This is a genomic window from Arthrobacter sp. 05T45 (assembly GCF_056395875.1).
Genome location: NZ_JBFTKI010000003.1, coordinates 189,857 through 215,892 on the forward strand (window position 1 = coordinate 189,857; position 26,036 = coordinate 215,892).

Here is a 26,036-nt window from a genome sequence, read left to right on the forward strand (position 1 = left end):
GGGTGCTGATAGTGGTTCGGACACGCCTAAGGCCTGCCCGGATGCGTCCCCCAACGGGTAAGCATCCGGAACAGGCCTCAAAGGGCGGGGCTGTCAGCTACGTAGCCTGGACTGCTGCTGCCGGTCCGGGCGGACCGGCAGGCTTAGGCTGTGGCCGGGACTTTCTCGGCTTCCCCGCGCCCTGCGGTGGAATCGACGGCCGGTGCGACCATGGGCATGTCCATGTGCTCGAGGTCGATCAGCGGGTTCTCGTCCTGCGTCGCGACCAGTTCGCGGGCCTCAGCCTGGGTGTCCACGCTCGGCATGGAGCCGGGCAGCGGCATCTGGGCGGATTCCTTGAGGAAGTAGATCGCTACTGCGCCGATCGCCGAGGTGGCCATCAGGTAGTAGGCCGGCATCATGTCGTTGCCGGTTGCGCTGATCAGGGCGGCAACGATGAACGGCGTGGTGCCGCCGAAGATGGCCACAGAGAAGTTGTACGCGATGCCCATGGCGCCGTAGCGGCTGGCCGTCGGGAACTGGGCCGGCAGGGCCGACGCCAGGTTGGCCACGTAGAACGTCACGGGGAAGGCAATCAGGGAAAGGCCGGCCAGCGTGGACCAGATTTCACCGATGCCGATCAGCAGGAAGGCGGGGGTGGCGAGGACGACGGTGCTGATGGCGCCGATCCACAGCACGGGGCGGCGGCCGATCCGGTCAGAAAGCCTGCCGGTCAGCGGGATGCAGAGGCTCATGATGACCAGCACCGGGATGGTCAGCAGCGTGCCGTGCAGCTCGTCGTAGCCCTTGGACTCCGTCAGGTACGTCGGCATGTAGGAGGTCAGTGCGTAGCCGGCGGTGTTTGCTGCCGCGACCAGGATCATCGCGACGATGAGGGAGCGCCAGTACGCCTTCACGATGCCCACCGGGCCCTTGGAGGCTGTGGTGTCCGAGGCGGTTGCGTCCTTGGCGAGGTTCTCCTGGGCATCCAGGGTTGCCTGGAACTGCGGGGATTCCTCGATCTTGCTCCGGAAGTACACGGCGATCAGGCCGAGCGGGCCGGCAAGGAGGAACGGGATGCGCCAGCCCCACTGCTCCATGGTGTCCTGGCCGAGGGTCAGCTGCAGCACCGAAACGAGGGCCGCGCCAAGGGCGAAACCGAGGTAGCTGCCCATGTCCAGGAAGCTGGCGAAGAATCCGCGGCGCTTGTCAGGGGCGTACTCGCTCACAAAGGTCGTGGCGCCAGCGTATTCCCCGCCGGTAGAGAAGCCCTGGATAACTTTGAACAGGACCAGCAGGACCGCAGCCCAGATGCCGATCTGTGCGTAGCCGGGCAGGAGCCCGACGGCGAAGGTGCTGGCGGCCATGATCATCAGGGTCGCGGCGAGGACCTTCTGGCGGCCGATCTTGTCGCCAAGCCAGCCGAACACGACTCCGCCGAGGGGGCGCGCGATGAAGGTGGCGGCGAAGGTTCCGAGCAGGAACAGGGTCTGGACGGACTTGTCCGCCTCCGGCAGGAATACCGGTCCCATGGTGGTGATCAGGTAGCCGAAAACGCCGACGTCGTACCACTCCATGGTGTTACCCACGATGGTGCCGCCGAGTGCCTTCTTGAGCATCGGCTGGTCGACAACGTTGACGTCGGACTCGCGGAGTCGACGGCGACGTAGCTTCGGTTTCTTCACACCCTTGGGTGCGCCTTGGTTGGTTCTGCTGGCGTCGATGACGCCTGCTGAAGAGTCGGTCGTGCTTCGGTCTGTGGGCATTTGGGAAGCTCCTAGGGAGATCATTTGCTTGCGACTTGTAGCTGCCCCGCTCTGGGCAGGCTTTCAATTTTACGGGAATTCTCTGGAGTTTCCGAGTTGCGTGCCGTATGATCGCCCATTTCGCGTGCAAATTGGGGGCAATTCACTAATTTCTTTTGCCCGCTTTCGCCGCGCGGATACTGGGAACCGGCCATCCGGGCGGCGACGCGCCCAAAATTTTCCGCGCCAGCCCTCGATTGCGGGGGTTTCCGACGGGATTCGGGCCGACGGAAAGTCCGACGGCGGGCGCTACAGACATCTCCCCGGGGCAGTCCTACGATTGATGGACACTTCATTTCACAGCGGTTAATTACAGCGGGAAGGAAGATCAATGGCGGATCATCAGTTCGGAGAAGAAATCGAGCCCGAGGTCGCGAGCCATCTGGCGCAGTCCATGGCTGAAGCCCCGGGACCCGAGGCCCTGCACCACGCTCCCCCCGGGCCCGGCCAGGGACAGCAATGGCCGGACGGCAGCGGCAAGCAGCGGCACCCCAAGGACCGCGACACCGCCCGCGGGCGGCAGGGCCAGCAGGTGGCCGCTGGCGCCATGCACCGGCAAAGCCGTCCGCAGCTGCCCCACCACGACTAGCCCCATCACCGCTGGCCCCACACGACTAGGGGCCGGCGGCAGGGTCAGCCACGACGTCGGCTGGCGCCTTATCCAGGCGCCAGCCGCGCCACACCGGGTGCCGGAGCTTCCCGCTGCCGGTCCATTCCCCGAAGGTGACCTCGCCGACGAGTTTTGCGCTCACCCAGTTGGCGTCTGCCGCGTCAGCGTCCGGCACGTCCCGGAACGGGGAGGTCTTCCGTGGCAGGGCGTCGAGTTGTTGCCTGAGTTCCTTGAGTTCACGGGTGCTGAAGCCGCTGCCCACCCGGCCCACATACCGTAGTTTCGAGCCGTCCGGAATCCCCAGCAGCAGCGAGCCAACGGATTCCCGGCGCCCCCCTTTCCCGGGCCGCCAGCCTCCCACCACCACCTCCTGGGTCCGTTCAACCTTGAGCTTGAGCCAGGACCGGCTGCGCTGGCCGACGTAGCGCCCGTCCGTGCGCTTGGCCATGACCCCCTCGAGTCCGAGCTCGGCGGCGCTTTCCAGGATGTGCGCGACGTCGCCATCGATCACGCCGGAAAGCTCCACCGGGGCGGCGGAAGGGCGGAAAAACTGCTCCAGCCGGCGGCGCCGCTCACTCAGCGGCTGGCGCCGCAGGTCCTCGCCGGCGTCGAAGAGCAGATCGAACAGCATCAGCCGCACGGGCGTCGACTGCTGCGCCCGGGCGACGTCGGCGGCCCTGCTCAGTTTCATCCGGCCCTGCAGCAGCCCGAAGTCGGGCCGGCCGGAGCGGCCGACGGCGATGATCTCGGCGTCGGCGACGAAGCCCTGCTCCGGCCAGGAGGACCGGTCCGTCAGCTCGGGGTAGCTCACTGACATGTCGATGCCATTGCGGCTGATGAGCCGGACTGTCGTTGCGTCGCCGATCACCAGGGCCCGCACCCCGTCCCACTTGAGCTCGATCTGCCAGTCCAGGTCCGGAAGGTCCGCCAGGGTCCCGGATGTGGCCAGCATCGGGCTGAATCCGGAGGCGTCGGGGGCACGTTCGGTGCCGGCGGCGGTTTCCGCTCCGCCCTCGCGGTGGCCGCGGCCGTCCGCTGAGCCGTCCTCCCCGCCGTCGTCCGCTGTGCCGGCCGGGGGCCGCGGGCCGGGACGGCCTTGCGGGCCCGCAGGGTCCATCAGGTGGATCAGCCACTGGTCATCGGCCCGGCCGGTGTGGATCAGGGCGAACCTGCGCGCTCCGCCGAGGCCGCCGCCCTCCGCGCCGGTCAGGGTGGCGATGACCTCCTTGCCCGCGATCCATTTTTCGCATTCGTAGTGTCCGTGGTCCCAGATGCTGACCGTCCCGGCGCCGTACTGGCCTTTGGGAATGTCACCCTCGAAGTCGGCGTAGTCCAGCGGGTGGTCCTCGGTCTGGACCGCGAGGTGGTTCTTGGTTTTGCTGGTCGGGACGCCCTTGGGCAGCGCCCAGGACACCAGCACGCCGTCGCGTTCCAGCCGGAAGTCGTAGTGGAGCCGGCTGGCGTGGTGCTCCTGGATGACGAACTTCTCCCGCCGTGTCCCGCCGTCGTCCCCGGCGTGGTGACGGTCCGCGGTGAAGGGCTCGGGAGTGGCCGACCTGTCCCGTTTGGTGCGGTACTTTTCCAGCCGCGGATCGGTGTCGCCGCCGTCGCCGGCCGGCTCGGGAGAGATTTCGGCCCGCCCTCCGGGCAGGTGGACGTCCCGGTGGTCCACCCGGCGGTCCGGCGCGTGCGCCGCCGGGGCTCCGGCGCCGTGCCGGCCGCCGGAAACCGGGGCGAACGGATCCTTGCCGGCTGCGACGCGCTTCATCACCTCCTGGAAATCCAGCTGGTGCAGCGACGCGGAGCTGAGTTCCCGCCATGTCCGCGGGGCGGCCACCGTCGGCCGGAGCCGGCCGCGCAGCGAGTACGGCACGATCGTGGTCTTGGCGGCGTTGTTCTGGCTCCAGTCCACCAGCACCTTGCCCGTGCGCAGGGTCTTTTTCATGTCGCTGACGGCGAGATCCGGGTGGTCTGCCTCGAGCGAGCGGGCCAGTTCGCGGGCGAAGTCGGAAATCCGGTCCGAGCTCTGGGACCCGTCCAGGGCCGCGTAGAGGTGGATGCCCTTGCTGCCGCTCGTCACCGGTACGGGGTCCAGGCCAACGTCCTGCAGGATGGTGCGGGCCAGCCTGGCCACCTCCACGCACTCCGCCAGTCCCGCGCCCTCGCCCGGGTCCAGGTCCAGCACCAGCCGGTCGGGCGGCATGGCGTTGCCGTGGGAGTCAACCCGCCACTGCGGCACGTGGATCTCCAGGGCCGCGATCTGGGCCAGCCAGGTGAGGGTAGCGGGATCATTGACCAGGGGATATTGGATGGTCCGGTCCTTGTGCGTGATGGCGGCACGGGGCACCCAGCCGGGCGTTGAATGGTCCAGGTTCTTCTGGAAGAACATCTCTCCCGGGGCATCTGCGGTCCCGACGCCGTGGACCCAGCGCTTGCGCGTGGCCGGCCGGTTGCGGGCGGCGGGGATCAGCACCGGCGCGACGGCGGCGTAGTAGGCCAGGACGTCGGCCTTGGTGGTGCCCGTCTCCGGGTACATGATTTTTTCCAGGTTGGTGAGCACCAGTTCGCGCCCGTCCACGCGGACGCGTTCCTTACCGTTGGGCAAAACCCTTCACCTCCGCGCAACTGTGATGTTCACTTGATCCATGAGAGCCATCTGGAAAGGCGCAATAGCGTTCGGGCTGGTCAACGTGCCGGTCAAGGTCTACAGCGCCACCGAGGACCACGACATCAGCCTCCACCAGGTCCACAACGCCGACGGCGGCCGGATCCGCTACCAGCGCCGTTGCGAGGTCTGCAGCAAGATCATCGACTACGAGGACATCGACAAGGCCTACGAGGACGACGGCCGCACGGTGGTCCTGACGCGCGACGAGCTCAAGTCCATCCCGGCGGAAAACAGCCACGAAATCGAAGTGGTCCAGTTCGTTCCGGTCGACCAGCTCGATCCGATGATGTTTGAAAAGAGCTACTACCTTGAACCCGACTCCAAGTCGCCCAAGGCCTATGTGCTGCTGCGGCGCGCCCTCGAGGACACGGACCGGGTGGCAATTGTGCAGTTCGCGCTCCGGGACAAGACCCGGCTTGGCGCGCTGAGGATTCGCGACGAGGTCCTGGTGCTGCAGTCGCTGCTGTGGGCCGACGAGGTCCGCGAGGCCAGCTTTCCCACACTGGAGACCTCCATCCGGATCTCGGCGCAGGAACGCGAGATGTCCGCGGCCCTGGTTGACTCGATGGCCTCCGACTTTGAGCCGGACCAGTTCACGGACGATTACCAGGAGCAGTTGCGTCAGCTGATTGAGGCCAAGCTGGACAAGGGGGAGTCGCTGGACACGGAGGAGACCTTCGGCGCCCCCGCCGAGGCCGGCGAGGGCGAAGTTATCGACCTGATGGAAGCCCTCAAGCGCAGCATCGAGAAAAAGCGCGGCGGCGGGCCGGCGGAGACTCCTGCCGGGGGCTCCGGTTCTGCTGCGAAGGCCGCCCCGAGGACCTCCGCCAAGACGGCGGCAGCCAATGCCACAGGCACTAAATCCACGGCCACCAAGACGGCGGCAGCCAGGAACGGTTCCAAGGCTGCCGCGGCTTCCAAGACTGAAGCGGCGCCTAAAGTGACGGCGTCGAAGACGGCGCGAAAGCGTGCCTGAGCCCGGATGCCGGCTGGCGCCGTCGTGCACGTTAATCAGGAGTTCCGCAGGGCGGAGATGAGCTCGTTCTTCTTCTTGGCCGAGTAGCCTTTGAGGCCGATCTCCTTGGCGCGTGCCTTCAGCTGCGGCACTGTCCAGTCCTCGTAGTCTCCGGCTTTGCCGCCCTTGCGGCCGACCGAGGAACGGCCCCGCTTGGCGGCGGCGTTGGAGATCCTGGCGGCTTTTTGCTTGGAGGCGCCGTCCTCGAGCAACTTCTCATAGAGCACGGGGTCCTTGATGCTGGGGCTCTCTGAGCCTTGTGGCTTGCCTTTCGTCGTTGGCATGGCTGCGCGATCATCTCCTTCGGCCGGGAACCACATGGGCGGCGGCCCGCGGTCGGTGCCGCCGGGGGATTCCAAACTAGCCGCGCCGCGGGGCCGTGACAAGCATTTGCTAAGGCCGCTTATAAAAGTTGCCCCGACGGTCCGCCGCCAGAGCAACGCGGGGTCACTTAGCGCCCAAGTACCCCACCGGAATGGGCCGTAAATGACCCCGCGTTGCTTCTGAACGAAGCGGCAGGCAACGCGAAGGCCCGGCCGGCCCCTGATCGGGGCCGGCCGGGCCAACTGAAGCTGCCGGTGTTCCGGCGCGGGGCCGGAAGGTGGGGCTATTCGGCGTCGTGATCCGTCTCAAGGATCTGCACGAGGCGGTCAAGTGCGGCGTCGGCGCCCTCACCTTCGGCACGCAACACCACAACTTCGCCGTGCGATGCGCCGAGGCTCATCAGCGACAGGATGCTGGCGGCGTCCATCGCCTCGTCCTCGGGCTCGCCCAGCCGGGCAATCGTGATCTCGAGGTTGTCGAACTCGCCTGCAGCCTCGGCGAAGATGGCGGCCGGACGGGCGTGCAGCCCGACCCGGCTGGCAATGGTGGCGTTACGTTCGGTCATTTCTGCTCCTTGAAGTCAGCTTGGGTGTTTGTCAGCTGTGAGTATCTGCTTGGAAAATCGTCCCGGTTCAGGCGGCTACGGGAACCGTTTCCACCGTATCAACCGGCTTCTTGACTGCCCAGCGCTTGAGCCCGATCACGGCGAAGGCGCCGACAACGGTACCGGCCGCAATGGCGATGCAGAACCACAGGAACGAATCGATCGCGAAGAAGACGAAGATTCCGCCGTGCGGGGCCTTCGAGCCCACGCCGGCCGCCATCGAGATGGCACCGGTCACGGCGCCGCCGAGCATGCTGGCGGGGATGACGCGGAGCGGGTCCGCGGCGGCGAACGGGATGGCGCCTTCGGTGATGAAGGAGGCCCCCAGCAGCCAGGCAGCCTTGCCGTTTTCCTGTTCCGCAAGGCTGAAGAGCCTCTTGTTCAGCACGGTCGCGGCCAACGCCATGGCCAGCGGCGGGACCATGCCGGCGGCCATGACGGCCGCCATGATCTGCCACGGGGCCTGGTTGGTGATGGAGGCTGCGCCCAGGCCGGCGACTGCGAAGGAATAGGCAACCTTGTTGACGGGACCGCCGAGGTCGAAGCACATCATCAGGCCCAGGATGACGCCCAGGGCGATGGCGCTGGCACCGGTGAGGCCGGACAGGAACTCGTTGAGCCCGACAGTGACCCGGGCGATGTAAGCGCCCAGGAACACGAACAACAGGCCCGACGCCGCGAGCGACGCCACGAGCGGGATAACGACCACCGGCATCAGGCCACGCAGCCAGCGGGCCACTTTAAGCTTGCCGATCGAATGGGCCACGTAGCCGGCGATCAGGCCGCCCACGATGCCGCCGAGGAACCCGGCACCCATGAAGACGGCAACGGCGCCGGAAACGAAGCCCGGGGCGATGCCGGGCCGGTCAGCAATGGCGTAGGCGATGTAGCCGGCCAGCGCGGGTACGAGGAAGCCCAGGGACAGGGCGCCGATCTTGAAGAGCACGGCCCCCAGGTAGGCGCCCAGCGGGCCCCAGGCCAGCTCCGGGTACACGGTAGGCAAGTTCGTGAGGCTGTTCTCCGCCAGGATCTTGTCCGCGAAGGCGGTGATGTTGTAGCCACCCAGCAGGAAGCCGAGGGCGATCAGCAGACCGCCGCCAGCCACGAACGGGATCATGTAGCTGACACCGGTCAGGAGGGCCTTCTTCAGCTTCGTGCCAATGTGCTCACTCTTTTCCTCGGCGGCCATCTCAGCCTGCTCCTCGGCGCCGAAGTGGGGCACGCGGTGGGCGTGCGGGTTGTCCGCTGCGGCGAGTGCCTCGGCGACCATCTTGTCCGGTTCGTCGATGCCTCGCTTGACCGGCGCGTTGATCACCGGCATGCCGGCGAAGCGCTCCTTGCCGCGCACGTCCACGTCCACTGCGAAGATCACGGCATCGGCGGCGGCGATCACGGCGGGGTCAAGTGCCTTGGCGCCGGAGGATCCCTGGGTTTCGACCTGCAGGTCCACGCCGACCTCTTTGGCCGCGGCGACGAGCGAGTCGGCGGCCATGTAGGTGTGGGCGATGCCGGTGGGGCACGCGGTGACGGCGACGAGGCGCTTAGGCCCCTTGGCCTTCGCCGCGCCGGCACCTTCACCGGTTGCGGCCGCCGCGGTTGAGGCGCCGGCCGCGGATGCGGCGCCGGTCGCTTCTGCAGCGGTGTGGGCGGCCGGCTTGTCCGCCAGGGCGGCGTCGACGAGGTCGACAATTTCCGCCTCGGAGGTCGCGGCGCGCAGGCTGGCCGTGAAGTCCTTCTTGATCAGCGACCGCGCCAGCTTCGAAAGCAGCTTCAAGTGGTCCTGGTCCGCGCCCTCGGGAGCGGCGATGAAGAAGATGATGTCAGCGGGCCCGTCCTTGGCGCCGAAGTCGACCGGCTGGGACAGCCGCGCCATCGCCAGCGTGGGTTCGGTGACCGCCGTCGAGCGGCAGTGCGGGATCGCGATGCCGCCCGGGACGCCCGTGGCGGTCTTGGATTCCCGGGCGAAGGCGTCGGCGAAAAGCCCTTCGGCCTCGGTGGCGCGTCCGGTGGCTGCAACCCTGCCTGCCAGATGCCGGATCACGTCCTCGGGCGAGCTGCCCAGATTCTGGTCGAGCTCGACCAGTTCGGTAGTAATGAGCTGTGTCACTGTCAATCCTTCCGGAGGGCCGTGATGGTTACGGCATCAGGGGTGGTTTGGTTGACTGCCGGGACAGTGGAGCCAGGCAGGGAAGCGGCGGCGGCACCATGGGCCACCGCCTGACGGAGGCAATCGACCGGGGCGGCGCCCTGGCTGGATGCGAGCAGGTATCCGGCCAGCGAGGAATCGCCGGCGCCGACAGTGCTGACCGCGGTGACCGGCGGGTGCGTGGCCAGCCACGCGCCGTCGGCCGTCACAAGAACGGCGCCCTTGGAGCCGAGGGTGGCCAGTACGGCACCCACTCCGGAGCGCACGACGGCGGCGGCGGCGGCTGCTGCAGCCTCCGGGTCCGCTTCGAGCTCCTCGGCGGACTTGTTCGTGGCGAAACCGGCTGCGGCAGCCAGTTCCACCAGTTCCTCGGCGTTGGGTTTCAAGAGGTCCGGCTTTCCCGAGGTATCGCCGGAGACCGCTGCGGCGAGGGGTTCGCCGGATGAATCGACGGCGACCCGTGGTGCGGCCTCGCCGTCGAACATGGACCGCAGCCGCCGGGTGACGGTTGCGTAGAAGTCGGCCGGGACCCCGGGTGGGAGCGAGCCGGCCAGGACTACCCAGGCGGCACCGCGGGCGTGGTCCAGCAACAGGCTGATCAGGGCCTCCTGCTGCTCCTCGCTGAGGGCCGGTCCGGGTTCATTGATCTTGGTGGTGACGCCACCGGGCTCGGTGAGGGCCACGTTGCTGCGCAGCGGCTCGCCAATCGGGAGGGCCGCGAACGGAACGTCAGTCTCCCGTAGGCCGGTGAGGACGGGGTCGGCCTCGGCGCCGGGGAGAACTGCGACTGTCTTCAGCCCCGACGCGACGAGGGCGCGGGAGACGTTGACTCCCTTGCCGCCGGATTCCTGGCGGACGGAGAGGGCCCGCTGAACTTCCCCGCGGAGGAGGGGGCCGGGCAGCGCCACGGTGCGGTCCAGGCTGGGGTTGGCGGTGAGGGTGACAATCACGCGACCACCACCTCCACTCCGGCTTCCGCAAGGGCGTCGGCGAGTTCCCGGCTGGGTTGCGAGTCTGTGATCACGGTGTCCAGATCTTTCAACGAGGCGAACTGGACCAGCGTTTCCGCGTCCAGCTTGGAGGAGTCAGCCAGCACCACAATGCGGCGCGCTGATTGGACGAAGGCAGCCTTGACAGCGGCTTCTTCAGGATCGGGTGTGCTCAGCCCGAAGGCTGCATGGATGCCGTTGGTGCCGATGAAGGCGATGTCCGGGCGGATCCGGCGGGCGGCTTCCACCGTGGACTGGCCGACGGCGGCCTGGGTCAGGCCGCGGACCTTGCCGCCGAGCAGGTGCAGGGCGATCCCGGGTCCGCCGGACAGCCGGGACGCGATGGGCAGGGAGTGGGTGATGACGACGAGTTCGGCGTCGGACCCGGATGCCGCAACGATGCCCTGCGCGGCGGCTCCGGCGGCCCGGGCGGACAGGAGTTCGGCGAGGGCCTCCGTGGTGGAGCCGGCGTCGATCAGGATGCTGCCGGTGAGGCCCTGGGGAATGAGGGCCAAGGCGGCCTCGGCGATCCGGGTCTTTTCGGGCTGCCGCTGGACGGTCCGTTCCAGGATGCTTTCTTCCGTGGTGCTGAAGCGGTCCGGGGAGACCGCGCCGCCGTGCACCCGGCGCACGCTGCCGGAGGCTTCCAGGGCGGCGAGGTCCCGGCGGATGGTTTCGGTGGTGATGCTGAAGCGCTCGGCCAGGTCCGTGACACTGGCCCGGCCGCTGGCGTAGATGAGCCCCACGATCAGCTGCTGGCGTTCTTCGGCGAACACTTACCCTCCATTGCGTACTGCGTCTGACTTGGTTCTTGTTCTTGCCGTGCGTTGAGCTGGAATTGCGCCCTTGGCCGCTTCGGTGACTCCCGTCACATGAAGTGGAATTATTTGACTTTATCTTTGTTCTTGTTGGTTTGTCAATGAAAAACCACATGAACGCAGAAGGGTGGGCTTTCGCCGCGGGACATGTCCAGTGGTCGGGCCGGGCGTCTGGGGACATGTCCGGTGTTCGGGCCGCGGAGTGGGCATTTGGGGAATATGTCCATGGGCCGCCGCGGGGGCTGGGCATGTGCTGTGAATGGGGTGGTTGCGGGCCGGGCGCCTGGGGACATGTCCAGTGGTCGGGCCGGGGAGTGGGCATTTGGGGGATATGTCCATGGGCTGCCGCGGGGACTGGGCATGTGCTGCGGTTGTGGTGGTTGCGGGCCTGCTGCCGGGGGACATGTCCAGTGTTCGGACCGGGGAGTGGGCATTTGGGGAATGTGTCCATGGGCTGCCGCGGGGACTGGGCATGTGCTGCGGTTGTGGTGGGAGTGGGCCGGGATGGCGGAAGCCGGGCCCGACCTCGAGGTCCGGCCCGGCTTCCGGGTCGTTAGCTTCCGCGCCGCTCAGTGGGTGCGGGGAAATCTCAGATGCCTGCGTCGCGGCTCTCATTGCGGGTGATGGTCTCGCCGGTGTTGGGGTCCACTACCGTGCGGCTCTCGCTGACCCGGCGCGTGCGGCCGCGTCCGGGGCCGGCGAGGACGAGAGAAGCGATGAGTCCAATCACGCCGACCGCCATCAGGATGTAGCCGATCATGGCCTGGTTCACATTGGGGATCAGCCCCGGGGCGACGGCCCAAGCGAGGATGGCGCCGATGGCGATGAGGAAGATTGCGGAACCGATTCTCATAACGTGCTCCTTGATGCCCGGGGGCGGACTGATGATGGTAAGCATGCTGTCCAGCGTCACGCTACAACCCCGCTCCTACTGTTTCAATGAAGCGCCCTCCGCCCCGCGGGGAAAATTTCGGCGCCGGTTTCGGCCAGCCTCGCCTTTTCCGGACGGATGCGCCACGGATCCGGGGGGCGGAGGTCCGTTTCCGCCGCGGAAGCCGCGGAGCGCGGCCCCGTGCGGGGCGGGACGCGTGGCGGTGCTGGATAGGCTGAGCCAATGGAGACGGTGATCTGGTCAAAACCCGAACACGAACGCGGCGGCACCCCGCTGCTGGTGATGCTGCACGGCTACGGCACGGACGAATTCCGCATGTCCAAGCTGTTCGCTTCCCTGCCGCCCGAGTTCAGCTGCGCCGCCCTGCGTGGACCCAAGGACATTGGAGACCACTACGGCTGGTTCCTGCTGGACTATTTCCTCACCCATGACTTTGCCGACGTCATCGCCTCCACGAACGCGGTCTTCGCCTGGATCGAGTCGGTCAAAGCCCGGCACAGCAGCGTCAGCCTGTTCGGATTTTCGCAGGGGATGGCGATGGCCAGCACGCTCCTGCGGCTCCGGCCGGAACAATTCCGCGCAGCTGTGGGGCTCTCGGGTTTTGTCCTGGACAACGAACTGCTGGCGATGAGTGAATCGTTCACCGCCCGGCCGCCGTTCTTTTGGGGCCGGGACAAGGGCGACGTCGTCATCAACGACGCCGCTACCGAGCACACCGAGGCTTGGCTGAACCGGAATACCCAGCTCACAGCCAGGACCTATCCGGGCATGGGCCACACGATCTCGCTGGCCGAACTCGTGGACGTCAGTGCGTTCCTGCGGCACTACGTCCTGCGCTGACCAGGGCACTACGTCCTGCGCTGACCGGGCGCTGACCAGGACGCCCGCCCGGCCCCGCCAACCCACGGCCAAGCAGGCCTGCCAGCCCGTTCCCGCTCCGCTGCCAAACTCCGGATCATCCACTTGCATGCCAAATATGTAAGCGCTTACAATCGACCTCGGCCATGAACACCGGGCCCACTACTTCGGGGGGAAGAAAGGGCTGAGCCCGTGCCGCAGGCCAATACCCCGCGCGTGAGTATCCAGCACGTCCCCGCGCTCCCCGGACTCCCCATCTGCACCGTCTCCTCCGGACCTCGTGCTCGACGCCGGCTCCAGCATCGAAGGCGGCCGGCTGGCCATGGTGCAGCCTGTGGAAAACCCCGGGATGCCGTCCGCGGTCTTCGCCGGTTGCGACGAGACAGCCTGCGGTGCGCTCGTGGCCATGCGGGAGCTCGGTTTGTCAGCGCCGGAAAACGTGTCCATCATAGGAATAGACGATCATCAGATGAGTTGGTTCCTGGGCCTGACCATAATTGCCCAGCCACTGGCCGGCCAGGGCGCGTTCGCGGCCAACCTGCTTATTGAAAGACTTCATCGCTCAGGACTTGCCACGCCGCCTGCCAGTCCGCCGTCGAACCATCTGCTGGACACCAAATTGGTAGAGCGCACCAGCACGCGCCGACGCTGATCCGGACGGTGTCCGACGCCGGAACGGCCCCCAACAGAGCAGCCCTGAACTGCCTGCCTTAGACCATCGCTTTGACCAAACCGTCTTGCCTGCCCGTCGTCTGAAAGGACCTCGACTCATGACTGTAGTTCCCGACACCTCCGGCCTCGCCGGTGCGCTCTCCGGTGCAACCGCCATCCTTTTTGACCTCGACGGCGTCCTGACCCCCACCGCCGTGGTGCACGAGCACGCCTGGAAGCAGCTCTTTGACGGCTTCCTGGCCTCGGCCCCCGGTGCTGAGCCCTACCGTGAGAGCGACTATTTCGACCACATCGACGGCAAGCCGCGGTTTGACGGCGTCCGGGACTTCCTGGCCTCCCGCGGGATTGTGCTGCCCGAGGGCCCGCTGAACGACGAGCCCGCGCATGACACCGTCCACGGACTCGGCAACCGCAAGAACAAGGTCTTCAACGACATCGTCGAGGCCGGCGGAGTCCAGCCGTACGAGGGCTCCGTCCGGCTGGTTGAGGCCGCGCTGGCCCGCGGACTCAAGCTCGCCGTCGTCTCCTCTTCCCGCAACGCCCCTGCCGTGCTGAAGGCTGCCGGCCTGTCCGACTACTTCCCGGTGGTGGTCGACGGCGTCGTCGCCGTCGCCGAGGGGCTGCCCGGCAAGCCCAGCCCGGCCACCTACGAATACGCCGCGCGGCTTCTGGGCCTGCCAAGCCAGGAGTGCGTCGTGGTGGAGGACGCCGTCTCCGGCGTCCAGGCCGGCAGCGCGGGAGACTTCCGCTCGGTGATCGGCGTCGACCGCGGCGCCGGCCGGCAGACCCTGCTCGACGCCGGCGCCACGGTCGTGGTCAACGACCTCGCCGAACTGCTCTAGCCCGGCCCGCTCACCCCACCGCCCAGCCCACTGCCCACTCCCGCCGAAGGAACCCCCTAAACCATGGCTCTCATCACCTCGGACCGCGCCCGGTTCCCCAACGATCCCTGGCAGCTGGTCGAGACCGTTCACCTCCCCGGCAATGCCGGCACCCTGGAGACGCTGTTCAGCCTCGGCAACGGGCACCTGGGCATCCGCGGCGCGCACTGGGGTGCCGCGGACGCCGAACTTCCGGGCAGCTTCATCAACGGCTTCCACGAGACCTGGGACATCAAGCACGCGGAAAACGCGTACGGCTTCGCCCGCACCGGCCAGCGGATCCTCTACGTCCCGGACGCCAACAACTTCACCGTCATCATCGACGGCGAGCCGCTGAGCCTGGAGGAGTCCACCGTGCTGGACTACCGCCGCTCGGTGGATTTCGCCACGGGTATCTATGAGTGCCGGATCACCTGGCAGTGCCGTTCCGGTGCGACGGTGACCACCACCGAACGGCGCGCCGTCGGTTACGCAACCCGCGGGGCGCTGGGCATCAGCCTCGAAGTGGCGGCCGACCGGGATATCTCCGCGGACGTCACGTCCTCGGTCATCAACCGCCAGGACCAGCCGGTGGAGGACCACTCCGCCCATGATCCGCGCCGCGCCGGCCGCCACGCCGGCCGTGTGCTGCTGCCCCTGCGGCTCGACGGCGGGGACGGCTCCCTGCGCCTGTCCTGGGAAGCCTCGGAATCCAAGCAGCGGCTCGGGATGGCCGTGGATCACTGGACCTCGGCCGGCGTGCAGCCGTTCGACACCCAGGTGGACCAGGACGACAGCAGCGTGCGCTACGTGCTCGCCGTCAGCGCGGACGCACCGTTCGTGCTGGAGAAGAGCGTCAGCTACGCCGTGGGCCAGGCCGCCGAGGACCTCGCCGACAACGCCGAAGCCAGCCTCAAGCCGGTCAGCGAGATCTTCGCCGAGAGCGAGGACCACTACCGCGCCTACTGGAGCACAAGCGACATCGTCCTTGCGGGCCAGACCGAGCTCCAGCAGGGCGTGCGCTGGAACCTCTTCCAGCTCGCGCAGGCCACGGCCTGCGCCGATGTGGCCGGCATCCCGGCCAAGGGCGTGTCCGGCTCCGGCTACGACGGCCACTACTTCTGGGACCAGGAGGTGTACCTGCTGCCCTACCTGACCTACACGAACCCGGGCAACGCCCGCCAGGTCCTGGAATTCCGCCACGACCTCCTTCCCGAGGCGAAGATCCGCGCCAAGGAGCTCAGCGTCGACGGCGCCCTCTTCCCCTGGCGCACCATCAACGGCCTCGAGGCCAGCGCCTACTACGCGGCCGGCACCGCGCAGTTCCACATCGCCGCCGCGATCGCCTTCGCGACCAACCGGTACATCTGGGCCAGCGGGGACACCGAGTTCCAGGCCACCCTGGGCTCCGATCTGCTGATCGAGACTGCACGGATGTGGGTCTCACTCGGCTTCTTCGGCAAGGACGGACTGTTCCACATCCACGGCGTCACGGGCCCCGACGAGTACACCGCCGTCGTCAACGACAACCTGTACACGAACGTCATGGCCCGCTTCAACCTGCGCGCCGCGGCGGCACTGGACCACCCGGAGATCGACGACGCCGAACGCCAGCTCTGGGAGCAGGCAGCCAACCGCATGCAGCTGCCCTACGACGAGGACCTCCAGGTCCATTCCCAGGACAACGACTTCATGACCCTGGAACCGTGGGACTGGACCACGCCCCGGTCCAAGTACCCGCTCCTGCTGCACTTCCACCCCTTGGTGATCTACCGGCACCAGGTCCTTAAGCAGGCCGACACCGTGCTGGCCATGTTCCTGCAGTGGCAGGACTTCACCGCCGAGGAAAAGCGCCGCGCCTTCGATTTCTACGACCCCATCACCACGGGCGACTCCACGCTGTCCGCCTGCGTCCAGGGCATCATGGCGGCCGAGGTCGGCTACAGCAAGGCAGCGCTGGACCACTTCACCCACGCCCTGTTCATCGACCTCGACGACACCCACGGCAACACGATCGACGGCGTCCACATCGCCTCCACCGGCGGCGTGTGGAGCTCGCTGGTCAGCGGCTTCGCCGGGCTGCGGGACCAGGGCGCTGTGCCGTACTTCGATCCCCGGCTGCCTGCCGAATGGGACGGCCTCGAGTTCCACCTGAAGATCCAGGGCAGGCTCCTGCACGTCGGGCTCGAGCAGGATTCGATCAGCCTGACCGTCCGCGACGGCGCGCCGCTGGAGGTCGACGTGCGCGGGGAACTGCTCACGGTCGACGGCGGCCCGGTCCGGGTCCCGCTGGCGCCCGTCACCGCCCCGGAACCGACCATCTTCCCCAGCGGCCTTCCGACGTCGTCGATCCCGGTGGTGCGCGCCGCAGTCTAAACCGCCGCCGAAGCAACGCGGGGTCACCTATCGCCCATGATTCCCCCGGACATGGGCGCTAGGTGACCCCGCGTTGGTCTGGGCCGGGCTGCCCTGGTCCGGAGGATTCGGCAGAGGCCGGGGCGTCGGCGGGTTCCTCACCGTCGGCGGGTTCCTCACCGCCGGTGAGGGGGTGGGTCAGTTCATCGGCCGGCATCCGCGCCACGACCATCGCGACGACGGCCATCGCCGGGCACACGGTCCCGGCGACGAGGAAGATCAGCCACACCGGCAGCACCTCGGCGGCCGGCCCGGCGAGTGCCATGGAGACCGGCATGAGGGCCAGGGATACAAAGAAGTCCAGGCTCGAGACGCGGCCCAGCAGAGGCGGCGGCACCCGGCGCTGGAGCAAGGTTCCCCAGATCACCATGCCCACGCCGCCGGTCGCGCCGAAGATGAAGAGGGCGGCGGCCACGGCCCAGAAACTGTCCATGATTCCGACGGCGGCGATCGGCAGGCTTCCCGCTCCCCAGGACACCATCATCACGGTGAGGTAGCGGCGCGGGAGGGGAAACGAAGCCGTGGCCAGCGAGGCTGCGGCGCCGCCCAAGCCCATGATGGCGAGCAGGAAGCCGAACATGCGCGCGTCCCCGCCGAGCTGGTCCCGGACCACGAAGGGGATCAGGACCTCGATGGGGCCGATCAGGAACAGCACCGAAATGCAGGCCCAGAGCAGGGTCCACAGCAGCCAGGGCGTCCGGACGGTGTAGCTGACGCCCTCGCGGAGGTCGTGGCGCAGGGACGTCTTGGCCCGCGGCTGGCCAGATTCGGTAGCCCCACCGCTGTCCGGGACTCCCGCCGCGGGCTGGCGGTGGAGGAGGTTCAGGATGCAGAAGGCCACCAGATGGCAGGCCGCCACTCCGGTGACGGCGTAGGCGGGGGACAGGGCCGCCACCAGGATGCCCGCAACGGCCGGTCCGGCGGCCTGCTGCAACAGCGGCCGCATCGTGCCTTCCAGGCCGTTGGCCGCCAGCAGGTCCTCGGGCGGCAGGATCCGCGGCAGGATGGCGGAGTAGGCGGGGAAGAAGAACGCAGCCCCGACGCCGAGCACGAAGGCCCCCAGCGCGAGATGCCACAGCTCGAGCAAGCCGGCCAGGGCCAGCCCGCTGACAGTGGCAACGACGGCGAGGTTGGCGCCCTCGACCGCGATGATCAGGAGCCGCTGGGGCACGCGGTCCGCGGCGATGCCGCCGGCCAGCAGAAACGTCACCAGCCCGACGCTGCCCGCCGCGGCCACGACCGAAAGCTCCAGCGGTCCGCCGCCCAGATGGATCACCTCGTAGACCATCGCGACGGCCCACATCCCGGAACCGAAGATGGAGACGGCCAGCGCCGTGATCAGCACGCGGTACTCCCGGTGCGCGAAGGGGCGGAGGGCTCGCAGGGCGGGCATGGGCCCAGTCTAGTAGCCAGCCGCGCGGCCGGGCTGGACCCCTCCGGGGCGCAGCGGCGACCCCGCCTGCCTACCCGTGTGTAGTGTTAAGTGCACTTAGTTTTATGGTTCCGACGAGAGGCGATCATGGCCAAGCGCAGCAACCCGGCAATGAAGATTGCCCAGGAAACAGCCCACAGCGCGATGTTCGACGCGGCAGGCCAGCCCCGGCCCGGCCTGCACAAGGTGCTCCTGCGGGCGGTTGAAGTCCAGCGGCCGCTGGTGCTGGCCAATATCCGCAGGCTTCAGCGCAGGCACCCGCAGGCCACCGCGGCGCAGCTCGCCGCCATCCTGGAGCGCGACTACCTGCTGGCCGTCACCGGCGGCGGTGCGCTGGTCGGCGGGGCTGCCGTGATTCCGGGCGTCGGAACTGCGGCCGCACTGGGTCTCTCGGCCGCCGCAGCAGTCGGGTTCCTCGAAGCCACCGCACTGTATTCCACGGCCCTTGCTGAACTGCACGGCATCCGGATGGTGGACCCGGACAGAGCCAGCACCCTGGTCATGGCGGTCATGCTGGGCGAGGAAGGCACCCAGCTACTGAGCTCGCTGAGCGGACAAGCGGCGGGCCGGGGCAAGGGGCCCACGCAGGCCTGGACCGCGGCCTTCACCCGCCGCGTCCCCCTCGCCGGCTTCGGTACAGTGCGGGCCAAGATCCAGACGATGTTCCTGCGCTCCCTGCTCAAGACCCAGGGCACAGCCTGGCTGGGCCGTGCCCTGCCCTTCGGTATCGGCGCCGTCGTAGGCGGCGTGGGCAACCGGGTGATGGGCCATGCGGTCGTCGCGAACGCCAAGGAAGCATTCGGGCCCATCCCGGACACGATTCCGGGAGAACTGCAAGCCCTTGCGGAAACCACCGGCCCGGCAGCGCTCTACGAAACTTCCCTGGACGCGCAGCCGGACGGCGGCGCCCCGGGCGGCGGCACCCAGGGCGGCGGCACTCAGGGCAGCGGCGCCCCGAAGACTTTAACGAAGGACGGCGGCACGTTTTGGATCTGAACACTGACCTGGGGGAGTCCTTCGGGACCTGGACCAAGGGCGCCGACGCCGCGATGTTTCCGCTGGTCACGAGCGCCAGCGTGGCCTGCGGGATGCACGCCGGGGACCCCGTGACCATGCTGGACACCTGCCGGGCGGCGTACGAGCTCGACGTCAACGTCGGTGCCCACATCGGCTACCCGGACCTGGCCGGCTTTGGCCTGCGCTCGCTGGACATGACCTTTGACGATCTCTTCGGCGCGGTCCTTTACCAGCTCGGGGCGCTCGACGGCGTGGCCCATGCCGTGGGCGCCTCGGTGGACTACGTCAAGCTGCACGGGGCGCTCTACGACCGCACCGTGCACGACGGCGAGCAGGCCTCCGCCGTGATCGCCGCCATCCAGGCCTACGATCCCGGACTGCCCGTCCTCGGCTTCCCCGGCTCAGCCCTGCTGGAAATCGCCAAGGAAGCCGGGCACCCCGTCTTCTCCGAGGCCTTCGCCGACCGCGCCTACTTCCCCGACGGCACCCTCGTGCCGCGCACCGAGGTGGGAGCAATGATGCTCGACGCCGGACAGGTTGCCGAGCGGGCGGTCAGGCTCGCCACGAAGGGCGAAATCGAGGCCGTCGACGGCACGGTGCTCCGGATCGAGCCGCAGTCGCTGTGCCTCCAGGGCGACACCGCCGGCTCCGTTGCCGCGGCGACCGCGATCCGTGCGGCGCTGGAGGCTGCCGGCGTCGAGCTGGAGAGCTTCGCCTGAACTGCGAGCCCCGACCCGCGGGGCCGGCCGGTGGCCCTGAACTGCGGGGCCGGCCGGGCAGTTCCCGGACGGCCCGGACCCGGGCCTGCCACAGTGTCCTAAGGCCCTGTTCCGGCCGGAGGGGGCACCCTAGCTTGAAGGAATGACTGCCGGAGACGCGGCGGGGCTGGACGGGCCCGCCTCGGATGCAATGTTGAAGCTGGGCCGATTCTTTACGAAATGGGACCAGACCGACGACGGCAGGGCGGTGTTCCGCGAGGGTGGCCGCAAGGGCGACATCTTTTACCGGGACCGCTGGAGCCACGACAAGGTGGTCCGGTCCACGCACGGGGTGAACTGCACCGGCTCCTGCTCCTGGAAGGTGTACGTCAAGGACGGCATCATCACCTGGGAATCCCAGCAGACCGACTACCCCTCCGTGGGCCCGGACAGCCCGGAATACGAGCCGCGGGGCTGCCCGCGCGGCGCGGCCTTCTCCTGGTACACCTACTCACCCACCCGGGTGCGTTTTCCGTATGCGCGGGGCGTCCTCGTCGAGATGTACCGCGAGGCCAAGGCCCGGCTGGGTGACCCGGTGCTGGCCTTTGCCGACGTCGTGGGCGACCCCGAGCGGCGCCGCCGCTACCAGCAGGCCCGCGGCAAGGGCGGCCTGGTGCGGGTCTCCTGGCAGGAGGCGATCGAAATCGCCGCCGCCGCGCACGTGAACACCATCAAGACCTACGGCCCGGACCGCTGCGCCGGCTTCTCGCCCATCCCGGCGATGTCCATGGTCTCGCACGCGGTGGGGACCCGCTTCATCCAGCTGATCGGCGGGGTGATGACGTCCTTCTACGACTGGTACGCCGACCTCCCCGTGGCCAGCCCGCAGGTGTTCGGGGACCAGACCGACGTCCCGGAATCGGGGGACTGGTGGGACGCCCGGTATCTGATGATGTGGGGCTCCAACGTCCCCGTCACCCGCACCCCGGACGCGCACTGGATGGCCGAGGTGCGGTACCGCGGCACCAAGGTGGTCACGGTCAGCCCGGACTATGCGGACAACACGAAGTTCGCCGACGAATGGCTCCCCGCGCAGGCCGGAACCGACGCCGCGCTGGCCATGGCGATGGGGCACGTCATGCTCAAGGAATTCTTCGTCGACCGTGAGGTGCCGTTCTTCGCCGACTACGTCCGCCGGTACACCGACCTGCCGTTCCTGGTCCGTCTCGAGCGGCGCGACGACGGCTCCCTCACCCCGGCCAAGTTCCTCACCGCCAAGGACCTCCCCGCCGAGTCGCTGGCCGAGGACGCGGCGTTCCGCACCGTCCTGTTCGACAAGAAGACCGGGCTGCCGGCGGTCCCCAATGGCTCGATGGGCTTCCGCTACTCAGAGAGCGGCGAGGGCAAGTGGAACCTGGATCTCGGAGCGATCGAACCGGCGCTGTCCCTCCGGGAAGTGTCAATGGAAAGCGCCGAGATCCTGCTGCCGTGCTTCGAGGACGCCGGCGGGGACGGCAGCGTGCTCCGCCGCGGCGTGCCCGTCCTGGCGGTGGAAGGCCAGCTGGTCACCACCGTCTTCGACCTCATGCTGGCCCAGTACGGGGTCGGCCGCGACGGGCTTCCGGGGGACTGGGCCGCCGGCTACCAGGACGCAGCGACACCCTACACGCCGGCCTGGCAGGAGGAGATCACCTCCGTCCCGGCGCAGGCCTGCATCCGGGTGGCCCGCGAATTCGCCCGCAACGCCGAACAGTCCAAGGGCCGGTCCATGATCATCATGGGCGCCGGGATCTGCCAGTGGTTCCACGGCGACACCACCTACCGGGCGGTGCTGGCCCTGGTGATGCTGACCGGCTGCATGGGCCGCAACGGCGGAGGCTGGGCGCACTACGTCGGCCAGGAAAAGACCCGGCCGGTCACTGGCTGGCTGTCGCTGGCCAACGCCCTTGACTGGTCCCGGCCGCCGCGGACGATGATCGGCACCGGCTACTGGTACATGCACACGGACCAGTGGCGTCAGGACGGCTACTCCGCGGACGCGCTGAAGTCCCCGCTCTCCACCGGAAGCCTGGACGGCATGCACACTGCCGACGCGCTGGCCCAGTCCGCCCGGCTGGGCTGGATGCCGTTTTACCCGCAGTTCGACCGCAACCCGCTGGACCTCGCGGACGAGGCGGAAGCCGCCGTCGCCGCCGGCACCGCGACGGACGCCGCCGGCTACATCGCCGATGCCCTGAAGAGCCGCACCCTGAACCCGGCGATCGAGGACGTGGACGCCCCGGAAAACTGGCCGCGGACCCTCGTGCTGTGGCGCTCCAACCTGTTCGGCTCCTCGGCCAAGGGCAACGAGTACTTCCTGCGGAACCTGCTGGGAACGCACAACAATGTCCTGGGCCAGGACCATGCCGAGGGGCTCAAGCCCAAGGATGTGAAATGGCATGAGCAGGCGCCCGAAGGAAAGCTCGACCTGCTGGTTTCCGCGGACTTCCGGATGACCTCCACCACCCTGCTGTCCGACGTCGTGTTCCCGGCCGCCACCTGGTACGAAAAACACGACCTGTCCTCCACCGACATGCATCCGTTCGTGCACGCCTTCACCCCCGCGATTGACCCGCCGTGGGAGACCAAGACGGACTTCGACACCTTCCACCTGCTGGCTCAGGAGTTCTCCCGGCAGGCCAAAACCCACCTCGGCGTCCGCCGGGACCTGGTGAGCGTGCCGCTGCAGCACGACACGCCCGGCCAGCTGGCCCAGCCCGGCGGGATCGTGCGGGACTGGCGGGACATGTCCATCCCCGCGGTCCCGGGTCAGAACATGCCCATTTTTTCCGTCGTCGAGCGAGACTACACCGCCATCGCGGACAAGCTCGCCGCCGTGGGGCCGCTGGCGGACAAACTGGGCTTCACGGTCAAGAACGTCACGTACAAACTTGCCGGCCCGTTGGACCGGCTCAGCCGATCCAACGGGGTGATGCTTGGCGGCGCCGCGGACGGCCGTCCCGCGATCGATACGGACGCGAAGATGGCCGAGGCCATCCTGGCGTTCTCCGGCACCACCAACGGGGCGCTGGCCGTGCAGGGCTTCAAGGACCTGGAAATCCGCACCGGGAGGAAACTGGCGGACCTGGCCGAGGGCTCCGAAGAAAAATACATCACCTTCGCCCAGACCCAGGCCGGCCCGGTTCCGGTGATCACCTCGCCGGAATGGTCCGGCTCCGAGACCGGCGGCCGGCGCTATGCACCCTTCACCATCAACGTCGAGCGGCTCAAGCCCTTCCACACCCTGACCGGCCGGATGCACTTCTTCCTGGACCACGACTGGATCCGGGACATCGGCGAGGCGCTGCCGATCTACCGGCCGCCGCTGGACATGCACCGGCTCTTCGGCGAACCCAGGCTCGGCCAGGACGGGTCCATGGAGGTGGTGGTCCGCTACCTGACGCCACATTCCAAGTGGTCCATCCACTCCGAATACCAGGACAACCTGCTGATGCTCTCGCTCTCCCGCGGCGGGCCCACGGTCTGGATGAGCCCCGCCGACGCGGCGGCCATCGAGGTCAAGGACAACGACTGGGTGGAGTGCCTGAACATCAACGGCGTCCTGGTGGCCCGGGCGATCGTCAGCCACCGGATGCCGGCCGGTGTGGTCTACGTCCACCACGCGCAGGAACGCACCATCGACGTGCCGAAGTCCGAGGCCACCGGGCGGCGCGGCGGCATCCACAACTCCGTGACCCGGCTGCTGGTCAAGCCCTCGCACCTGATCGGCGGCTACGCCCAGCTCGCCTACGCGTTCAACTACCTTGGCCCCACCGGAAACCAGCGCGACATGGTGGCCACCGTCCGGCGTCGTTCCCAGGAGGTGCAGTACTGATGCGTGTCATGGCCCAAATGGGCATGGTCATGAACCTGGACAAATGCATCGGCTGCCACACCTGTTCCGTGACCTGCAAGCAGGCGTGGACCAACCGTGCCGGCACCGAATACGTCTGGTTCAACAACGTCGAAACCCGGCCCGGGCAGGGCTATCCGCGCCGCTACGAGGACCAGGAGAAGTGGCACGGCGGCTGGGCGCTGAACAAGCGCGGGAAGCTGGTGCTCAAGGCGGGCGGCCGGGTCAAGAAGCTCTTCGGGATCTTCGCCAGCCCGGTCCAGCCCGAGCTCAAGGACTACTACGAGCCATGGACCTACGACTACAAGACCCTCGTTGACGCGCCGCTGGGCGACGACTTCCCGGTGGCCCGGCCCAAGTCCCTGATCACCGGGGAGGACACCAAGATCACCTGGTCCGCGAACTGGGACGATGACCTCGGCGGCTCCGCCGAGAACGGCCACCTGGACCCGATCGTGGAGAAGGTCCGGCGGGAATCCGAGGACAAGATCAAGTTCGCGTACGAACAAACCTTCATGTTCTACCTGCCGCGGATCTGCGAGCACTGCCTGAACCCGTCCTGCATGGCCTCCTGCCCTTCCGGGGCGATCTACAAGCGGGTGGAGGACGGGATTGTGCTGGTGGACCAGGACAAATGCCGCGGCTGGCGCCAGTGCGTCACCGGCTGCCCCTACAAAAAGATCTACTTCAACCACAAGACCGGCAAAGCCGAGAAGTGCACCTTCTGCTACCCGCGGGTGGAGGTGGGGCTCCCGACAGTCTGCTCCGAGACCTGCGTGGGCCGGTTGCGGTACCTGGGGCTGTTCCTGTACGACGCCGACGCCGTCACCGCGGCGGCCTCCGTCACGGACCCCCGGGAACTCTACGACGCCCAGATGGACGTGCTGCTGGACCCGAACGACCCCGCCGTCCAGGCCGAGGCCCGGGCCCAGGGCATCCCGGAGGACTGGATCGACGCCGCCGGGCGCTCGCCGGTCTACGCCCTGGCCAAGGTCTACAAGGTGGCGCTGCCGCTGCACCCGGAATACCGGACCATGCCGATGGTCTGGTACGTGCCGCCGCTCTCACCCGTGGTGGACCTGCTGCGCGACCAGGGCCACGACGGCGAGGACACCGGCAACCTTTTCGGCGCCATCGACGCGCTGCGCATCCCGGTGGAATACCTCGCTGAACTCTTCACCGCCGGCGACGCGGACCGGGTGACCGCGGTGCTGAAGAAGCTGGCGGCGATGCGCTCCTTCATGCGCGGCATCAGCCTCGGCGACGACCCGGACGACGCCATCCCGGAGGCCGTGGGGATGGATAGCCAGAGCATGTACGAGATGTACCGGCTGATGGCGATCGCGAAATACGAGGAGCGCTACGTCATCCCGAAGGCCCACGTGGAGCAGGCCCACGACCTCGAGGAAATGGGCTGTTCGCTCGACTTCGAGGGCGGCCCGGGCATGCAGGATACCGCCCACTTCGGCGAAGCCAGCGGCCGGCCCGTCCCCGTGGCGGTGGAAACCTTCAACGCCCTCCGGGACCGGCAGACCTCCGGCTCCGCGCCCGGCGAAACCACCCTGCGCGGCAGGGTGAACCTGCTGAACTGGGACGGCACCGGAGCGCCCTCCGGGCTTTTTCCGGAAAAGGCGTTGCTTCCGGAAAAACCGCCTCCGGCGGAACCGCCGCCGCCGAAACCGGCGGGCCCCGCGGAATCCCCTCCGGCGGGGGAGCAGCCATGACCCGCCGCCAGCAGGTCCTCTACCTCGCCGCGGCCTGGTGCCTGTCCTACCCTGACGAGGAACTGACCGGCCGGGTCCCGCTGATGCGGGCCGCGCTGGCCGAGTTCCCCGGCGCCACGGCGGACTTCGTTGCGGTCCTGGACCAGCTGGAGTCCACGCCGCCGATCCAGCTCCAGTCCCAGTACGTGCGCGAGTTTGACCTCGGAAAGCGCCACGCCCTGCACCTGTCCTACTGGACTGACGGGGACACCCGGCGCCGCGGCGAGGTTCTGGGCAACTTCAAGAAGACCTACCGGCAAAGCGACATCCTGGTGGACACCCACGGCGAACTGCCCGACTACCTCCCGATGGTCCTCGAATACGCCGCGCTGGTGGACCTCGCGGCCGGCCGCGAGCTGCTGACGCGCTTCCGGGCGAGCCTGGAGATGCTCCGCTTCGGGCTGCTCCGGGACCAGCTGCCGCACGCCCGGATCCTGCAGGCCGTCTGCGCCACGCTGCCCGGGAAATCCCCGGCGGACGAGCAGGCCGTCATGCGGATGGCCGGCTACGGCCCGCCCACGGAGGCCGTGGGCCTGGACCCGTACGATCCGCGCCTGCTGCCCGTGAAGGGGGCCTGAG

At 68.2% G+C, this 26,036-nt stretch carries 20 protein-coding genes; 11 read left to right on the plus strand and 9 right to left on the minus strand.

Going from position 1 to position 26,036, the window contains the following annotated elements; genetic code table 11:
* Window positions 1–143: 143 nt before the first annotated feature.
* Window positions 144–1,745 carry an MFS transporter gene (locus AC1DGD_RS05460; protein ID WP_476856141.1) on the minus strand — a complete coding sequence of 534 codons (1,602 nt, stop codon included), beginning with the start codon at window positions 1,743–1,745 and terminating at the stop codon, window positions 144–146.
* A gap of 370 nt (window positions 1,746–2,115) precedes the next feature.
* Between AC1DGD_RS05460 and AC1DGD_RS05465 the strand changes: the two genes are divergently transcribed.
* A complete protein-coding gene (locus tag AC1DGD_RS05465) occupies window positions 2,116–2,373 on the plus strand; it encodes a hypothetical protein (RefSeq protein WP_223914655.1) in 258 nt (85 codons plus the stop codon).
* Between the two features lie 25 nt (window positions 2,374–2,398).
* Here AC1DGD_RS05465 and AC1DGD_RS05470 read toward each other — a convergent pair whose 3' ends face one another.
* Complete coding sequence (locus AC1DGD_RS05470; RefSeq protein ID WP_476856231.1) at window positions 2,399–4,930, minus strand: ATP-dependent DNA ligase; 2,532 nt, start codon at window positions 4,928–4,930, stop codon at window positions 2,399–2,401.
* 109 nt (window positions 4,931–5,039) lie between these two features.
* Between AC1DGD_RS05470 and ku the strand changes: the two genes are divergently transcribed.
* Window positions 5,040–6,038, plus strand: coding sequence for a non-homologous end joining protein Ku (gene ku / locus AC1DGD_RS05475; protein WP_476856142.1), 999 nt, complete (start codon window positions 5,040–5,042; stop codon window positions 6,036–6,038).
* 35 nt (window positions 6,039–6,073) lie between these two features.
* Here ku and AC1DGD_RS05480 read toward each other — a convergent pair whose 3' ends face one another.
* From AC1DGD_RS05480 to AC1DGD_RS05505, 6 genes are all read right to left on the minus strand, one after another.
* Window positions 6,074–6,361, minus strand: coding sequence for a DUF7218 family protein (locus AC1DGD_RS05480; protein ID WP_476856143.1), 288 nt, complete (start codon window positions 6,359–6,361; stop codon window positions 6,074–6,076).
* Between the two features lie 323 nt (window positions 6,362–6,684).
* Window positions 6,685–6,966 carry an HPr family phosphocarrier protein gene (locus tag AC1DGD_RS05485; protein WP_018774864.1) on the minus strand — a complete coding sequence of 94 codons (282 nt, stop codon included), beginning with the start codon at window positions 6,964–6,966 and terminating at the stop codon, window positions 6,685–6,687.
* Window positions 6,967–7,033: 67 nt separating this feature from the next.
* Window positions 7,034–9,112, minus strand: a complete 2,079-nt coding sequence (locus tag AC1DGD_RS05490) for a PTS fructose transporter subunit IIABC (protein ID WP_476856144.1) — start codon at window positions 9,110–9,112, stop codon at window positions 7,034–7,036.
* Window positions 9,113–9,114: 2 nt separating this feature from the next.
* Complete coding sequence (locus AC1DGD_RS05495) at window positions 9,115–10,101, minus strand: 1-phosphofructokinase family hexose kinase (RefSeq protein ID WP_476856145.1); 987 nt, start codon at window positions 10,099–10,101, stop codon at window positions 9,115–9,117.
* On the minus strand, window positions 10,098–10,916 hold the full coding sequence (locus tag AC1DGD_RS05500; protein ID WP_476856146.1) for a DeoR/GlpR family DNA-binding transcription regulator: 819 nt from the start codon (window positions 10,914–10,916) through the stop codon (window positions 10,098–10,100). Before AC1DGD_RS05500 ends, AC1DGD_RS05495 begins: the two co-directional genes overlap by 4 nt.
* A gap of 631 nt (window positions 10,917–11,547) precedes the next feature.
* Window positions 11,548–11,811, minus strand: a complete 264-nt coding sequence (locus AC1DGD_RS05505) for a DUF6458 family protein (protein ID WP_018774860.1) — start codon at window positions 11,809–11,811, stop codon at window positions 11,548–11,550.
* A gap of 261 nt (window positions 11,812–12,072) precedes the next feature.
* Here AC1DGD_RS05505 and AC1DGD_RS05510 point away from each other — a divergent pair, with 261 nt between their 5' ends.
* The 4 genes from AC1DGD_RS05510 to AC1DGD_RS05525 all read left to right on the plus strand — a co-directional run bounded on the left by AC1DGD_RS05510 (window position 12,073) and on the right by AC1DGD_RS05525 (window position 16,616).
* Window positions 12,073–12,690 (plus strand): alpha/beta hydrolase, encoded by a 618-nt coding sequence (locus tag AC1DGD_RS05510; RefSeq protein WP_476849868.1) that lies wholly within the window; start codon window positions 12,073–12,075, stop codon window positions 12,688–12,690.
* Between the two features lie 298 nt (window positions 12,691–12,988).
* Entirely contained in the window at window positions 12,989–13,360 is a 372-nt protein-coding gene (locus tag AC1DGD_RS05515) for a substrate-binding domain-containing protein (protein WP_230011117.1), read from the plus strand.
* Between the two features lie 118 nt (window positions 13,361–13,478).
* The gene (locus AC1DGD_RS05520) at window positions 13,479–14,222 is read left to right on the plus strand and encodes an HAD family hydrolase (protein ID WP_476856147.1); all 744 of its coding nucleotides are present in this window, start codon (window positions 13,479–13,481) and stop codon (window positions 14,220–14,222) included.
* A gap of 63 nt (window positions 14,223–14,285) precedes the next feature.
* Complete coding sequence (locus AC1DGD_RS05525) at window positions 14,286–16,616, plus strand: glycoside hydrolase family 65 protein (protein ID WP_476856148.1); 2,331 nt, start codon at window positions 14,286–14,288, stop codon at window positions 16,614–16,616.
* A gap of 58 nt (window positions 16,617–16,674) precedes the next feature.
* On the opposite strand, the gene AC1DGD_RS05530 is transcribed toward AC1DGD_RS05525, so the two are convergent.
* On the minus strand, window positions 16,675–18,048 hold the full coding sequence (locus AC1DGD_RS05530) for an MFS transporter (RefSeq protein ID WP_476856149.1): 1,374 nt from the start codon (window positions 18,046–18,048) through the stop codon (window positions 16,675–16,677).
* A 126-nt stretch (window positions 18,049–18,174) separates the two neighbouring features.
* Here AC1DGD_RS05530 and AC1DGD_RS05535 point away from each other — a divergent pair, with 126 nt between their 5' ends.
* The 5 genes from AC1DGD_RS05535 to narJ all read left to right on the plus strand — a co-directional run bounded on the left by AC1DGD_RS05535 (window position 18,175) and on the right by narJ (window position 26,035).
* Window positions 18,175–19,083, plus strand: a complete 909-nt coding sequence (locus AC1DGD_RS05535) for a hypothetical protein (protein ID WP_476856150.1) — start codon at window positions 18,175–18,177, stop codon at window positions 19,081–19,083.
* Window positions 19,074–19,823, plus strand: a complete 750-nt coding sequence (locus AC1DGD_RS05540; RefSeq protein ID WP_476856151.1) for a LamB/YcsF family protein — start codon at window positions 19,074–19,076, stop codon at window positions 19,821–19,823. The genes AC1DGD_RS05535 and AC1DGD_RS05540 overlap by 10 nt, the downstream gene beginning before the upstream one ends.
* Window positions 19,824–19,965: 142 nt before the next feature.
* Window positions 19,966–23,676 carry a nitrate reductase subunit alpha gene (locus AC1DGD_RS05545; RefSeq protein WP_476856152.1) on the plus strand — a complete coding sequence of 1,237 codons (3,711 nt, stop codon included), beginning with the start codon at window positions 19,966–19,968 and terminating at the stop codon, window positions 23,674–23,676.
* A complete protein-coding gene (gene narH, locus AC1DGD_RS05550; RefSeq protein WP_476856153.1) occupies window positions 23,676–25,418 on the plus strand; it encodes a nitrate reductase subunit beta in 1,743 nt (580 codons plus the stop codon). The genes AC1DGD_RS05545 and narH overlap by 1 nt, the downstream gene beginning before the upstream one ends.
* Complete coding sequence (narJ, locus tag AC1DGD_RS05555; RefSeq protein WP_243178363.1) at window positions 25,415–26,035, plus strand: nitrate reductase molybdenum cofactor assembly chaperone; 621 nt, start codon at window positions 25,415–25,417, stop codon at window positions 26,033–26,035. The genes narH and narJ overlap by 4 nt, the downstream gene beginning before the upstream one ends.
* The last annotated feature ends 1 nt before the right edge of the window (window position 26,036 follow it).

What these genes read in the sequence shown, in the direction of transcription:
- AC1DGD_RS05485 (WP_018774864.1), bottom strand. Translation starts at nt 6,966, where the DNA reads ATGACCGAACGTAACGCCACCATTGCCAGCCGGGTCGGGCTGCACGCC.
- AC1DGD_RS05525 (WP_476856148.1), top strand. Translation starts at nt 14,286, where the DNA reads ATGGCTCTCATCACCTCGGACCGCGCCCGGTTCCCCAACGATCCCTGG.
- ku (WP_476856142.1), top strand. Translation starts at nt 5,040, where the DNA reads ATGAGAGCCATCTGGAAAGGCGCAATAGCGTTCGGGCTGGTCAACGTG.
- AC1DGD_RS05470 (WP_476856231.1), bottom strand. Translation starts at nt 4,930, where the DNA reads ATGTACCCGGAGACGGGCACCACCAAGGCCGACGTCCTGGCCTACTAC.
- AC1DGD_RS05510 (WP_476849868.1), top strand. Translation starts at nt 12,073, where the DNA reads ATGGAGACGGTGATCTGGTCAAAACCCGAACACGAACGCGGCGGCACC.
- AC1DGD_RS05535 (WP_476856150.1), top strand. Translation starts at nt 18,175, where the DNA reads ATGGCCAAGCGCAGCAACCCGGCAATGAAGATTGCCCAGGAAACAGCC.
- AC1DGD_RS05545 (WP_476856152.1), top strand. Translation starts at nt 19,966, where the DNA reads ATGACTGCCGGAGACGCGGCGGGGCTGGACGGGCCCGCCTCGGATGCA.
- AC1DGD_RS05480 (WP_476856143.1), bottom strand. Translation starts at nt 6,361, where the DNA reads ATGCCAACGACGAAAGGCAAGCCACAAGGCTCAGAGAGCCCCAGCATC.
- narJ (WP_243178363.1), top strand. Translation starts at nt 25,415, where the DNA reads ATGACCCGCCGCCAGCAGGTCCTCTACCTCGCCGCGGCCTGGTGCCTG.
- AC1DGD_RS05505 (WP_018774860.1), bottom strand. Translation starts at nt 11,811, where the DNA reads ATGAGAATCGGTTCCGCAATCTTCCTCATCGCCATCGGCGCCATCCTC.
- AC1DGD_RS05460 (WP_476856141.1), bottom strand. Translation starts at nt 1,745, where the DNA reads ATGCCCACAGACCGAAGCACGACCGACTCTTCAGCAGGCGTCATCGAC.
- AC1DGD_RS05465 (WP_223914655.1), top strand. Translation starts at nt 2,116, where the DNA reads ATGGCGGATCATCAGTTCGGAGAAGAAATCGAGCCCGAGGTCGCGAGC.
- AC1DGD_RS05520 (WP_476856147.1), top strand. Translation starts at nt 13,479, where the DNA reads ATGACTGTAGTTCCCGACACCTCCGGCCTCGCCGGTGCGCTCTCCGGT.
- narH (WP_476856153.1), top strand. Translation starts at nt 23,676, where the DNA reads ATGCGTGTCATGGCCCAAATGGGCATGGTCATGAACCTGGACAAATGC.
- AC1DGD_RS05530 (WP_476856149.1), bottom strand. Translation starts at nt 18,048, where the DNA reads ATGCCCGCCCTGCGAGCCCTCCGCCCCTTCGCGCACCGGGAGTACCGC.